Source organism: Alloalcanivorax balearicus MACL04, from assembly GCF_025532145.1.
In the GTDB taxonomy this organism is placed as follows: domain Bacteria; phylum Pseudomonadota; class Gammaproteobacteria; order Pseudomonadales; family Alcanivoracaceae; genus Alloalcanivorax; species Alloalcanivorax balearicus.
The window spans coordinates 1-12,735 of sequence record NZ_ARXS01000037.1 but is presented as its reverse complement, the minus strand read 5'-3'; the positions used below and the strand labels follow the sequence as shown (position 1 = coordinate 12,735).

The window sequence follows — 12,735 nt, the reverse complement described above, 5'->3', positions numbered from 1 at the left end:
CTCCTACAGCTGCGATGGGCGCTTTCTCTGGCAAAGGCAGATCGGCGTCCCCACGGTTCAAATCAGGGGGGTGACGCTGTCGGCGTTGTGCAGTGTCCAGACCCGTTCGATGGCGGCGCCCATGGCGTCCTCGGAAAGAGTGCCGGCGAAACGCGCCAGACGGCGGAACTTATCTTCCAGTTCCGCCCGGCTGAGCGTATTGCCTGGGTCACCTTTGGGTTCATCGATACTGCCGTGCAGGGTGCGGCCGTCCCGCGTGACCACATCCACCCGGCCGAGCCAGCGCGCCGGGTAGGCGTTATCCACCTCCGCATCCAGTTGCATCGTGACCTTGTCACGAAACGCGGCGACCGCGGCATCGTCCAGTGGGATCTGATGGAATTCCGCCAGACCCGCATGGGCGTGCAGCGCAATCAGGCCCAGCACCGTTCCCATGGAAAACTTGGCCTGGTGGATGGTGGCGGGAATGTCCACGCGGCCGAGTACATCGATGGCGCCCTGGTGTACCCGGGCGGTGACGGACTCGATGTCGTCCGCCTTGAGGTCGTGTTCCCGCATGACCGCCAGCAGGGCGTCCGCCGCCGGGTGAGTATGGCGGCAGGAAGCGTGGAACTTGAACGAGGTTTCCGACAGCGCCCAGCGTTCGCCGAGGCGATCATCGAGAAAACGGGCATCGGCGTCCCGGGACAATCCGGCGGCGAGCCCTTGATCGCCTTCGAGGATATTGCGTGCTCCGGTCAGCCCATCAGCGGTGAGACAGGCGGCCAGCACGCCATCCGCCGCTGCCTTGGCGGTGTGCAGTTGTTTGGAGTCGGCGGCGTCGCGCAGGAATTCCCATAAGCCCGAGGCCTGGGTGCCGGCACTGCCGAGAAGATTGATGAAACCGTCCCGGTCCAGTCCCAGAATTTTTCCGGCGGCCACCGCCGCCGCCAAGGTGCCGACGGTGCCGGTGGTATGGAAAATGCGGTAGTGGGAGCGGCCAAGAAATTCGCCGATGCGAATGCCGGCCTCGTAGCCGGCCACCGAGGCGACGATCAGATCACGACCGCTTTTGCCCTGTTCCTGAGCCATCGCCAGGGCGGCGGGGAACACCACCGTGGCCGGGTGCAGGACCGAGCTGTTGTGCAGATCGTCCTGTTCCACCACATGGGAAGCGGCGCCGTTGACCAGCGCGGCGAAGTAGGCGGAAGTATCGGTGCCGTCCACCAGATTCTGGACGGGACCGGAAGTGGGGCCCATGCGCCGAGCGTAACCGGCGAACAGAGGGATCGGGTGTTGACCGCCGCCGGCGACCAGGGACGCCAGCCAGTCGAGAAAAAGGTCCTCGGTGCGGGCCACCACCGCTTCCGGCAGGTCCTCATAGCGCAGCTCGGCGAGAAACGAGGCCAGGGCCCGGGTTGCGTCGCTCATGTTCGCTCCTTGGAAAAACCGTATTAGAAGGACCGTGGCAGTTCGAGCAGATGCTCGGCCACGTAAGAGAGAATCAGGTTGGTGGAAATCGGCGCCACCTGATACAGGCGGGTCTCACGGAATTTCCGTTCCACGTCGTATTCGCAGGCGAAGCCGAAACCGCCGTGAGTTTGCAGGCATACGTTGGCGGCTTCCCAGGACGCCTTGGCCGCCAGGTATTTGGCCATATTGGCGGCGGCACCGGCGTTGAGGCCGGAATCGTATTGTTCACAGGCCCGCCAGCGCATCAGGTCGGCGGCCTCCACTTCGATGTGCGCTTCGGCAATGGGGAACTGAATGCCCTGGTTCTTACCGATCGGGCGGCCGAACACCTCCCGGTCACAGGCGTAGCGGCTGGCCTTGTCGATGAACCAGCGGCCATCACCGATGCACTCCGCGGCGATCAGCGTGCGCTCGGCGTTGAGGCCGTCAAGAATATAGCGGAAGCCTTTGCCTTCCTCGCCGATCAGCGCCTCGGCGGGAATTTCCAGATTGTCGAAGAACAACTCATTGGTAACGTGATGCACCATATTGGCGATGGGCTGAACCGTCATGCCATTGCCGATGGCCTGATGCAGATCGACCAGAAAGATGGACATGCCATCGGTTTTTTTCTTCACCTGATCCAGCGGTGTAGTGCGCGCCAGCAGGATCATCAGGTCGGAATGCTGAATGCGGGAAATCCAGACTTTCTGACCGTTGATGACATAGCGGTCGCCCTTGCGCACCGCGGTGGTCTTGATCTTGGTGGTGTCGGTACCGGTGGTCGGTTCGGTGACCCCCATGGATTGCAGGCGCAGCTCACCGCGGGCGATACGCGGCAGATAATGATCCTTTTGCTCGGCGGAACCGTTACGCAGCAACGTGAACATGTTGTACATCTGACCGTGCACGGTACCGGAGTTACCACCACAGCGATTCACTTCTTCCAGAATCACCGAGGCTTCCGCCAGCCCCAGACCGGAACCGCCGTACTCCTCCGGGATCATCGCCGCGAGCCATCCGGCCTGGGTCAGAGCAGTAACGAACTCTTCCGGGAAATCCTGGCGCTCGTCGACGCCGCGCCAATAGGCGTCGTCGAATCCGGCGCACAGGCCGCGCACACCGTCGCGGATGGCATCCAGGGCTTCTTTATCGTACTGAATCATTAACGGGTCTCCTCGAATTCAACTTCACCGACATGGGCCTGGCCCTGTTCGTTGCCGGCCATGACCCGGGCAACCCCGGGGGACTCAATAACACCGCCGACCTGAAAAGGCTCAGGTGCGATCAACGGACGCATGCCCCGATAGCGGAATACCTTGGCGACCTTGTCCGGATTGGACTGGACAAACGCTCGCATCACCAGGGTGGCGATCAGGGGTCCGTGTACCACCAGGCCCGGATAGCCTTCCTCTCCGGTGGTGTAGGGCCAGTCGTAATGGATGCGGTGGGAATTGAAGGTCACCGCGGAATAACGGAACAACAGGGTGGCTTCCGGTTTGATGGTATCGGCCCACTGCAGCTCCGGCATGGGCTCACCGATGGAGGCCTTCAGCGGTACCGGTTCACGGTACACGATGTCCTGTCGCTCGCTCACTTTCTCCTCGTCGTCCTGAAGGTAGCGGTGCCGCACGGTAATGAAGGTGAGCGAGCCACTGCGGCCGTGTTTTTCCTTGATGTCCTCGATCCGGCTGTGTCGCCGCGCCGGCACCCCGGCGCGCAACGGGCTGTTGAAACGCACCTCGCCGCCGGCCCACATACGTTGGCAGTCGCGAATCGGTGGCAGGAAATCACCGGGGAGGGGATGGCCATCCGGCCCCAGGGTGTCCATGCCGGAAACCGGTTGAAAGAATGCCCACTGCCACAGATGGGGAAGGGCGTCTCCGGTGCTCAGGGGGGCGCCGCCAAGTGTGGCGGTCACCCGGGCCAGGGCGTGAAGGTCCAGACTGTCGTCCTGGATCTGCTCCTTGCCCAGCCACTTATTCGCGTTATCCAAGGCCATGCGCAGGCTCCGCAATAGATAAAAACAGGCATATGGAAAAGAAATCGGACTACCCGTGGGCTCGGAAGGGGAGTCGCATCAAAAGGAGGAACCGATTTGCTTTTGTATACGGTATACAGTATACATTGATCACGCAATAGGAAAGCGAGCCTGCCATTCTCTGATCTCGGCGGGTTTGGCGAAAAAGTACAGATGCGTGGTAAGGGGCCTCTGCCTGTATCGGATTTGGCCAACAGGAGGTCATCCATTCCGCGTTACGCCGCTCCGGTACGCGGCGGCATAAAGATCCTGAACGGGCGCTAACAACAAATACTGATGGTGGGCCGGCTCAGGCTGGTCCCACGGCGGAGGATAGTGATGAATATCCGGTTTGACGGCTCGGCAATGACCACCAGTCATACCATTTCCATTCATCATGTGGAGCAAATGCTGGCGGGTGCGCGCCGACACGGCGTGGACCCGGAGCCGGTGATGCAACGTGCCGGGATTCCGGTGCGGTTGCTGAAATCGCCATTGTCCCGCGTCTCCCAGGACCAATACGCGAGGCTGATGTACCTGTTGCGGCGTGATCTTCGCGATGAATTTTTCGGCCTGTGTAGCCACCCGGTGCCATTGGGGGCCTTCGCTCATATGTGTCAGGACCTGATCCAGTGCGAAACCCTTGGCGATGCCTTGCGTCGGGGCTTCACGTTTTACCATTTATTGTTGAAGGACTTTGTACCGCGTCTGGTGGTGCAAGGGGAAACCGCCCATGTTTGTGTGCGTGACCAGGGTGACGAGCCGGCCTGTCTGAGCTATGCCAAACGCATGTTTATGTTCTTTACCTGGGGCGTGTCGTCCTGGCTGGCGGCAAGACGGATTCCCTTGCAACAAGTCAGCTATCAGGACATGGGCGATGGCAAAAGCAATCGTATCCATCTGATTTTCGACGCGCCGTTGAAGGCCAACGACAACTGCTTCGGCTTTACCTTCGAATCACGCTGGCTGGAGTTGCCGGTAGTGCAGAACCGCTTGAGTCTGACCTCCTTTCTGCGTCAGGCACCGGCCAACCTGTTGGTGCGTTATCGGGACGAAACCTCCTGCAGCGAGCGGATTCGCCGGCTGCTGCGCCGTCATCTGAGTTCCGGATTGCCAACACTGGAAGAAGTCGGCTCGGTGCTGGGGATGACACCGCAAACAGTGCGCCGGCGCCTGCGTGATGAAGGCCAGTGTTATCAAGGGTTGAAGGACAATCTGCGTTGCGATGCGGCGATCGAGTATTTGTCGCGTCCGGATCTGAATCTGGTGGACGTGGCGTCAAAGCTGGGTTTTTCCGAACTGAGCACCTTCCATCGCGCGTTCAAGAAATGGACCGGCCTGCCGCCGGGAGAGTATCGGTATACCCGCCTAAGGGCGGCCCGTCCCTATCTGAATATGCAATGAAGACAGGAAGGCAGGTGGGATGTTAATCAGGGAGCCTCTTGCCAGGGGGCGAGCCGGCGGTCAGCGTTCCAGGACACGGGAGAAGCACGGCCCTGGAACGCTGACCGCCGGCTCGCCACGAGCTCTGAAATCGCTCGCTTCGAATCAGCCCCGGCCTACGAAGCCGCTGTGGGAGCTGCCTGGGCAGCGAATACCGTGCGAATTCATGGCTGCAAGGGTGCGTAAGCGGGCCAAGGGTTTGGCGTGTTGCGTGTAAGCGTGCCTGCGAGTTGTGGGGCAGCGGTGCCCTGGGGAACGGAATGGCCAATGGTTTTGATGGCGATGGCCATTGGTCGTGTTGTGCCCCTTGGGCATGCTGAGCACAACAAAAACAGCCAATAGCATGGCGATGCATGCGTGATGCGTGCTCTGGCCTCGCCGAGGAGAATACCAATGACACAGTGGCAGTCCGCCTGGATTGATGACGAACTGAGAATTTTTCAGGATTCCGTACGCAAGATTTTTGAGCGCGAGTTCGTTCCCCAGGAGGAAAAATGGCGCAAGCAGCGCCGCCCGGATCGTGAGGTCTGGCCCAAGCTTGGTGAGCTGGGCCTGCTGTGTGCCAGCATCCCGTCTGAGTACGGTGGTGGCGGCGGCACCTTCGCCCACGAGGCGGTGATCTGCATGGAGCAGGCCCGCGCTCAGGTGAGCAGCTTCAGCATCAGCGTGCATAGCGGCATCGTTTCTCACTACATTCTCAATTACGGCACCGAAGAGCAGCGCAAGAAATGGCTGCCGCAATTGGCCAGTGGGCATCGGGTCGCCGCCATCGCCATGAGCGAGCCGGGAGCCGGCTCCGATCTACAGGCCGTGCGGACCACCGCGCTCCGTGACGGTGATGAGTATGTGATTAACGGCTCCAAAACCTTTATCACCAACGGCTATCACGCCGAACTGATCTGCGTGGTGGCGAAAACCGATACCCAGGCCAAGGGCAGCCGCGGTATTTCCCTGGTAATGGTGGAAACGGAAAAAGTCAGCGGTTTTCGCCGTGGGCGCATCCTGGAAAAAATCGGCCAGAAAGGGCAGGACACCGCGGAGCTGTTTTTCGATGACGTGCGCGTACCAGCGGAAAATGTCCTGGGCGGTGCCGAGGGCAAGGGTTTCGTGCAACTGATGGAGCAACTGCCGCGCGAGCGCATGTTCATCGCCGTGGGCGCCGTGGCCACCATGCAGAAGGCCATTGATGAGACCACTGCTTATGTGAAGGATCGCAAGGTGTTTGGTCAGCGCCTTATGGATATGCAGAACACCCGTTTCAAATTGGCGGAGTGTCAGACCCAGGCGACGGTGGCGCGCTGTTTCGTCGATGACTGTGTCTACAAAGTCATGCGTGGCGAGCTGGACGTACCCACCGCCGCCATGGCGAAGTGGTGGACCACGCAGTTGAACTGCCAGATCATCGATGAATGTCTGCAACTGCATGGCGGCTACGGTTACATGGAAGAGTATCCGATCTCGCGAATGTATACCGATGCCCGGGTGGGCAAGATCTATGGCGGTGCCAACGAGATCATGAAGGAAATCATCGCCCGCTCCATGGATCAATGACGGGAGCGCATCGATGACCTCTCCTCATCTGTCCTTCTATCCGAAAGGGTTGCCCGAGCGGATTAGTGCTCCACAAACCACGCTGGTGGATAACCTGCGTATTTCCGCTTTGCGTTACCCGGACCGGCCTGCGTTGGTGTTTTACAACGGCGCGCTGAGCTATGGCGATCTGCAGCGGGACGTGCGGCGCATGGCTGGTTATCTGCAACAAGAGTGCGGTGTGACCAAGGGCGATCGCGTATTGCTCTACACTCAGAACTGTCCGCAGTTCACCGTTGCCTTCTACGCGGTGATGTCACTGGGGGCGGCGGTGGTGCCGGTAAACGCCATGAGCACTCATGAGGAGCTGGCCTATTACTTCGAAAATAGCGGCGCCCGTCTGGCGTTTTGCGCCGCCGACCTCTACAGCAATCTGCGCCCCTGCGTGGACAGCGGCCTGGTTACCCGGGTGATTCTGCATCAGTATCGGGATTACCTGAGCGATCCGCGAGACCCGCTGGTCCCGGGCTGGATCGCGGTGGAGCAGGATGAAGTGACGGATCCGGCGGTGGTGACCTGGGCCGAAGCCCTTGCCGCGGAGCAGACCCCGATGCCGGCTGCCTTTGACGCCGATCAGATGTGTGTGCTGCCTTACACCTCCGGTACCACTGGTCACCCCAAAGGGTGTATCCATACCCACCGTACCCTGGGGTACGCCATTTATTCTTCGTCGTTGTGGCGCGCCCTCAATGCCGAATCGGTGTTTCTGTCGGTGGCGCCGATGTTCCACATGCTGGGTCTGCAAAGCGGCATGAACATGCCGATTCTGCTCGGCGCCACCACGGTGATTCTGCCGCGCTGGGATCGGGATATGGCGGCGCGGCTGATCGACCAGTGGGGTGTCAGTGTGTGGGGCGCGCCGCCGGCAATGATCATCGACTTCTTCGCCAAGCCGGATATTGCCGACTATGACCTGTCGCGCCTGAGCTTGATCTTTGGCGGTGGCGCGGCGATGCCGGAAGCGGTATCGCGGACCCTGAAGGAAGACCACGGGATCACGTTCAACGAATCCTATGGTCTGACCGAGACCTCCGCTTTTTTGCATGCCAATCCGGTTCACCGTAACAAACGCCAGTGTCTGGGGGTGCCCACCTTTGGCGTGGATTCCCGTGTGGTCGATCCGGAAACTCTGGAGCCCTTGCCGCTGGGCGAAGTGGGTGAGCTGATCACCAGCGGACCACAGGTGATGGAAGGGTACTGGCACAACGACGAGGCCAACCGTGAGTCTTTTCTTGAACGCGATGGCCGCCGTTTTTTCCGTACCGGTGACCTGGCCTGTATCGATGAGGATGGCTACTTCTTCATGAAGGACCGGCTCAAGCGCATGATCAACGTGTCCGGCTATAAAGTCTGGCCGGCGGAAGTGGAAAATTTCATGTATGACCATCCGGCGGTTCAGGAGGCCTGTGTCATTGGTGTACCGGACAGCCGCCGTGGCGAGGTGGTCATGGCGATTCTGGTCCTTAAAGAGCGGTATCGCGGGCAGGTCAGCGAAGAGCAGGTGATCGATTGGGCGCGGAAAAAAATGGCAGTGTACAAGGCGCCTCGCCGGGTGGAATTCGTCGATGCCTTACCGAAGTCGGGCGCCGGTAAAATCCTCTGGCGTCAGTTACAGGACGAACAGCGGGCGCTGGTTGGCGACGACGATGTCGTGGCGGCAGGGAACGCGTGATCGGACTATTCGCCGGGTGACCTTTCCATCGGGCTGGCGGTAATTACGAGGAGAGCAAACATGGTTAACCAAGAGGGTGGCGTGCAGGCCATCTACCAGGCGGCCCTGGATCAGGGGCGTTTCGAGATTCAACGCTGCAATGATTGTGGTGATGCGGTGTTCTTTCCGCGTGAACTGTGCCCCGGTTGTGGCAGTGGCGACCTGTCCTGGTTCAGACCCAGCGGCAAGGGGACGGTCTACGCGGTGACCACGGTGCGGCGCAAACCGGAAGCCGGTGGTGACTACAACGTCTCTTTGATAGATCTTGAAGAAAACGTCCGGCTGATGAGCCGGATTGAAAACGCGGCCCCGGAAGAGGTGAAAATCGGTATGGCGGTGAAAGCCCGGGTGACGGTAAACGAGGGGCATGGCCTGCTGGTGTTTCATGCGATGGAAGGAGCGGCACAATGAGCGGTGACCTGAATCATTTGCGCGGCAAATTCGCCATCGCCGGCGTGGCCACCTTCGGGTGTGGCGAGGCACCGGGCTATACCGACATGGAACTGCTGGCCCAGGCCGCGCGCCTGGCGGTGGCTGATGCCGGCCTGACCATGAAAGACATCGACGGTTTGTGCACCGCCAGCGCTTCATCCGCCATGTGGTCGATGCCGGTGGTGGAGTATCTGGGGATCCGCCCCCGTTTCGTCGACGCCACCATGATCGGCGGTTCCAGTTTCATCGCCCATCTGATGCCGGCGATGCAGGCGCTGGAGTCCGGTCAGTGTGACGCGGTGCTGGTGGCCTACGGCAGCGCCCAGCGCACCTCTACATTGAGCCGCAAGGAAATTGGCAAGGCCCGTCTGCTGATGGACCCGCAACCCTACGAGCATCCTTATCAACCGATGTTACCGATGTCCGCGTATGCGCTGGCAGCATCCCGCCACATGCATGATTTCGGAACCACCCGCCGGCAACTGGCGCAAGTGGCGGTATCGGCGCGCCAATGGGCGCGGAAGAATCCGGATGCGTTCATGCGTGATCCGTTGACCGTGGACGATGTGCTCAATGCGCGCATGGTGTCCGATCCGCTGACCGTGCGTGATGCCTGTCTGGTCACCGATGGCGGTGGCGCCTACGTGTTGGTGCGCGCCGACCGCGCCCGAGATTTGCCGCAGCCGCCGGTGTATGTGCTCGGCCAGGGTACGGCGGTGTGGAATCGGCAAATCTCCAGCATGGCGGATCTGACCGTTACCGCCGCCACGCAATCCGGGCGTGATGCTTACGCCATGGCCGGAATGGGACCCAAGGACATTAATGTGGCGGAGCTCTACGACGCTTTCACCATCAATACTTTGTTGTTCCTGGAAGACCTCGGATTCTGCGCCAAGGGCGAAGCCGGGGCTTTCGTGGAGGACGGTCACATCGCCCCCGGTGGCAGCCTGCCGGTGAACACCAATGGCGGCGGCTTGTCCTGGGGCCACCCGGGTATGTACGGCATTTTCGCCGCCATCGAGGGCGTCCGTCAGTTGCGTGGTAACGCTGGAGACAGCCAGGTCGCCGGTGCGCAAACTGCGATCGTGCATGGCAACGGCGGCACGCTGTCCAGTCAGTCCACCGCCATTCTGGGTACCGCCGCGGCGCTGTGAGGCGCTGATTATTCAAGGCGGCAATGCCGCCGGGAGGCCATCATGATACGTGATCAGGAAACCATGAATACGCTGTTGGACACGATCAACCGTTTCGTGCGCGAACGGCTGGTGCCCAACGAGGAATGGGTGGCGGAGCACGACGCCATCCCCGAGGACATCGTCAGGGAGATGAAGGAGATCGGTCTGTTCGGACTGACCATCCCCGAGGAATTCGGTGGCCTCGGTCTGACCATGGAAGAGGAAGTGTTGGTGATGTTCGAGATGGGGCGCACTTCACCGGCGTTCCGCTCGTTGTTCGGCACCACCGTGGGGATCGGTTCCCAGGGGATCCTGATGGACGGTACCGATGAGCAAAAACAACAATGGTTACCGTCTCTGGCCACCGGTGAGGTGATGGCGTCATTCGCGCTGACCGAGCCGGGTGCCGGTTCCGATGCCGCTTCCCTGCGAACCAGCGCGGTGAAGGACGGTGATTACTATGTGGTGAACGGCACCAAGCGCTTTATCACCAACGCACCACAGGCCGGCATTTTTACCTTGATGGCGCGGACCGATCCGGAGGTGAAAGGCGCGGGCGGCATTTCCGCGTTTATCGTCGACGCCAAAACACCGGGAATCTCGCTGGGCAAACCGGATAGCAAAATGGGCCAGAAGGGAGCCCATACCTGTGATGTGGTGTTCGAGGACTGCCGGGTGCCGGCGGCCAACATCATCGGTGGCAAGCCCGGCGTCGGTTTCAAGACCGCCATGAAGGTGCTGGACAAAGGGCGGATTCATATCGCCGCCATCTGTGTCGGCGTGGCCGAGCGGATGCTGGACGATGCTCTCCGCTATGCCGCCGAGCGCGAGCAGTTCGGCCAGGCCATTGGTGAATTCCAGCTGGTGCAGGCGATGCTGGCCGACAGCAAGGCGGAGATCTACGCCTCCCGTTGCATGGTGCTGGATGCGGCCCGTCGCCGGGATAACGGTGAAAACGTCAGCACCGAAGCCGCCTGCTGCAAAATGTACGCCTCCGAAATGTGCGGTCGTGTTGCGGACCGTGCTGTGCAGATTCATGGCGGCGCCGGCTATATGTCCGAATACGGCATCGAGCGGTTTTACCGTGACGTGCGGCTGTTCCGTATTTATGAAGGCACCACTCAGATTCAACAGATCGTCATAGCGCGCAACATGCTGCGGGCCCTGTAACAGTTCGCTCTCCACGCGTGATGGTGGGCCAACTGTCGCGCGTGCTTTTTATTCCAGCGGGGGATATCTCCGCCCGTCTCAAGCCCGTGCTTCACGGGCTTTGGCCGTTTATTCCGTCTCACAGGTGAATCATGTCTGACCACGATATTGTTGTTCATGCCCGTTGCCGGGCAGGGGAGTATCGCCCATGTATCTGACCCAGGGGTTGCATCGCGCGGCGCAGCAGGCTCCGGAACGCCTGGCCACGGTGGATGGCGAACGCCGCCGCAGCTATCGCGAGCTGGCTGACCGTTGTGCCCGGCTGGCCGGCGGGCTCACCGGCCTGGGTGTTCAGGCCGGAGACCGGGTAGCGATATTGGCCGCCAACTGCGATTACCACGCCGAGTATTTTCTTGGCTTGTGGTGGATGGGCGCGGTGGCCAATGCGGTCAATACCCGCTGGAACGTGAAGGAGATGGCGTACTCTCTCAACGACAGCGAAGCGGAGATACTGCTGGTCAGCGATGCTTTCCTGCCGATGGTGGACACGCTCAAGGCGCGCTGTCCAGGGCTGCGCCATGTTCTGCATCTGGGGGAGACGCCATCTACCCAGACAGATGGGCCTGCGGGGATGATCCACTACGAGGATTTTCTGGCGCGGGCGACGCCGGTGGAAGATGGCCGCTTCGGCGGTGATCACCTGGCGGTGCTGCTGTATACCGGTGGCACTACCGGTTTTCCCAAAGGCGTGATGCTTTCCCATGACAATCTCTGGAGCTGCGCCATTACTCGCCTGGCGGAAAGCGACCCGCCTGATCCGTTCGTCACCCTGTTGGCGTCGCCGTTGTTCCATACCGCCGGCGTCGCCAAATTCATCACCCAGATCGTGGTGGGGGGAACGGCGGTGATGATGCCGTCCTTCCGCGTGGAGGAGGTGCTGGCCGCCATCGAACGGGAAAAGATCACCGATGTGATTCTGGTGCCAAGCATGATTCAGATGCTGGTGGATCACCCCAAGGTGCGAGAGCACGATCTGAGCTCCCTGACACGGGTCGCCTATGGGGCCTCGCCCATTTCCCTGGCGGTTCTGGAACGGGCCCTGGCGGTATTTCCCGATGCCCAGTTCACTCATACCTACGGTATGACCGAGGCATCGCCGATGATCACACTGAATTCCTGGCGTAATCACCGTGGCGAGGCTTTGAACAACGGCCGCATCCGGTCCGCCGGCAAAGCCACCTGGGGCATGGAAGTACGCATCGTCGACGAGGACGACCGGGAAGTGTCCCGGGGCACGGTGGGGGAAGTGGTGGCGCGCGGTGACAACGTCATGTTGGGCTACTGGAACAATCCGGACGCCACCGCGGAAACCCTCCGCGGCGGCTGGTTGCATACCGGCGATGGCGGTTACATGGATGAGGACGGTTACATCTACATCGTTGACCGCATGAAGGACATGATCGTCAGCGGCGGTGAGAACGTGTACTGCGCGGAAGTGGAAAACGTGCTGGCCCGGCATCCGGCGGTGGCCAGCTGCGCGGTGATTGGCATTCCCCATGACACCTGGGGGGAGAGCGTGCACGCGGTGGTGGTGACGCAATCCGGCGTTGAGTTGTCCGCCGAGGAACTGACCGATTTTTGCCGCGATGATCTGGCCGGCTACAAGTGTCCGAGATCGGTGGAATTCCGCGACAGCCTGCCGCTGTCCGGCGCCGGCAAGGTGCTCAAGCAAGAGCTGCGGGAGCCTTATTGGCGGGGCCGCTCCCGCCGGGTGTCCTGACCGG

General features: G+C 60.9%; 10 protein-coding genes. 7 read left to right on the top strand and 3 right to left on the bottom strand.

All coding sequences use genetic code 11. The annotated features are described in order from the left end of the window. Positions 1-57 precede the first annotated feature (57 nt). The 3 genes from MA04_RS20165 to MA04_RS20155 are packed head-to-tail and all read right to left on the bottom strand — an operon-like array spanning position 58 to position 3,433. Complete coding sequence (locus MA04_RS20165) at positions 58-1,410, bottom strand: MmgE/PrpD family protein (RefSeq protein ID WP_163127118.1); 1,353 nt, start codon at positions 1,408-1,410, stop codon at positions 58-60. A gap of 23 nt (positions 1,411-1,433) precedes the next feature. Next, on the bottom strand, positions 1,434-2,597 hold the full coding sequence (locus tag MA04_RS20160; protein ID WP_205475462.1) for an acyl-CoA dehydrogenase family protein: 1,164 nt from the start codon (positions 2,595-2,597) through the stop codon (positions 1,434-1,436). After that, positions 2,597-3,433: an FAS1-like dehydratase domain-containing protein gene (locus tag MA04_RS20155; protein ID WP_082439245.1), complete on the bottom strand. Its 837-nt coding sequence runs from the start codon at positions 3,431-3,433 to the stop codon at positions 2,597-2,599. Before MA04_RS20155 ends, MA04_RS20160 begins: the two co-directional genes overlap by 1 nt. 357 nt (positions 3,434-3,790) lie before the next feature. On the opposite strand from MA04_RS20155, the gene MA04_RS20150 reads away from it, so the two are divergent. The 7 genes from MA04_RS20150 (at position 3,791) to MA04_RS20120 (ending at position 12,731) form a co-directional block, all read left to right on the top strand. Continuing rightward, positions 3,791-4,855: an AraC family transcriptional regulator gene (locus MA04_RS20150; protein WP_262462486.1), complete on the top strand. Its 1,065-nt coding sequence runs from the start codon at positions 3,791-3,793 to the stop codon at positions 4,853-4,855. Between the two features lie 432 nt (positions 4,856-5,287). Next, positions 5,288-6,445 carry an acyl-CoA dehydrogenase family protein gene (locus MA04_RS20145; protein WP_262462485.1) on the top strand — a complete coding sequence of 386 codons (1,158 nt, stop codon included), beginning with the start codon at positions 5,288-5,290 and terminating at the stop codon, positions 6,443-6,445. A gap of 13 nt (positions 6,446-6,458) precedes the next feature. Continuing rightward, a complete protein-coding gene (locus MA04_RS20140; RefSeq protein WP_262462484.1) occupies positions 6,459-8,156 on the top strand; it encodes a long-chain-fatty-acid--CoA ligase in 1,698 nt (565 codons plus the stop codon). Between the two features lie 60 nt (positions 8,157-8,216). After that, entirely contained in the window at positions 8,217-8,606 is a 390-nt protein-coding gene (locus tag MA04_RS20135; protein WP_262462482.1) for a Zn-ribbon domain-containing OB-fold protein, read from the top strand. Further along, complete coding sequence (locus tag MA04_RS20130) at positions 8,603-9,781, top strand: thiolase (protein ID WP_262462480.1); 1,179 nt, start codon at positions 8,603-8,605, stop codon at positions 9,779-9,781. The genes MA04_RS20135 and MA04_RS20130 overlap by 4 nt, the downstream gene beginning before the upstream one ends. A 42-nt stretch (positions 9,782-9,823) precedes the next feature. Continuing rightward, positions 9,824-10,972: an acyl-CoA dehydrogenase family protein gene (locus MA04_RS20125; RefSeq protein ID WP_262462478.1), complete on the top strand. Its 1,149-nt coding sequence runs from the start codon at positions 9,824-9,826 to the stop codon at positions 10,970-10,972. Positions 10,973-11,159: 187 nt separating this feature from the next. Continuing rightward, positions 11,160-12,731 (top strand): long-chain-fatty-acid--CoA ligase, encoded by a 1,572-nt coding sequence (locus tag MA04_RS20120; protein WP_262462477.1) that lies wholly within the window; start codon positions 11,160-11,162, stop codon positions 12,729-12,731. Positions 12,732-12,735 lie beyond the last annotated feature (4 nt).

Bases quoted from the DNA above. Each gene is read 5' to 3' on its own strand.
- MA04_RS20155 (WP_082439245.1), bottom strand. From the start codon at position 3,433: ATGGCCTTGGATAACGCGAATAAGTGGCTGGGCAAGGAGCAGATCCAG.
- MA04_RS20145 (WP_262462485.1), top strand. From the start codon at position 5,288: ATGACACAGTGGCAGTCCGCCTGGATTGATGACGAACTGAGAATTTTT.
- MA04_RS20125 (WP_262462478.1), top strand. From the start codon at position 9,824: ATGATACGTGATCAGGAAACCATGAATACGCTGTTGGACACGATCAAC.
- MA04_RS20140 (WP_262462484.1), top strand. From the start codon at position 6,459: ATGACCTCTCCTCATCTGTCCTTCTATCCGAAAGGGTTGCCCGAGCGG.
- MA04_RS20160 (WP_205475462.1), bottom strand. From the start codon at position 2,597: ATGATTCAGTACGATAAAGAAGCCCTGGATGCCATCCGCGACGGTGTG.
- MA04_RS20130 (WP_262462480.1), top strand. From the start codon at position 8,603: ATGAGCGGTGACCTGAATCATTTGCGCGGCAAATTCGCCATCGCCGGC.
- MA04_RS20150 (WP_262462486.1), top strand. From the start codon at position 3,791: ATGAATATCCGGTTTGACGGCTCGGCAATGACCACCAGTCATACCATT.
- MA04_RS20135 (WP_262462482.1), top strand. From the start codon at position 8,217: ATGGTTAACCAAGAGGGTGGCGTGCAGGCCATCTACCAGGCGGCCCTG.
- MA04_RS20165 (WP_163127118.1), bottom strand. From the start codon at position 1,410: ATGAGCGACGCAACCCGGGCCCTGGCCTCGTTTCTCGCCGAGCTGCGC.
- MA04_RS20120 (WP_262462477.1), top strand. From the start codon at position 11,160: ATGTATCTGACCCAGGGGTTGCATCGCGCGGCGCAGCAGGCTCCGGAA.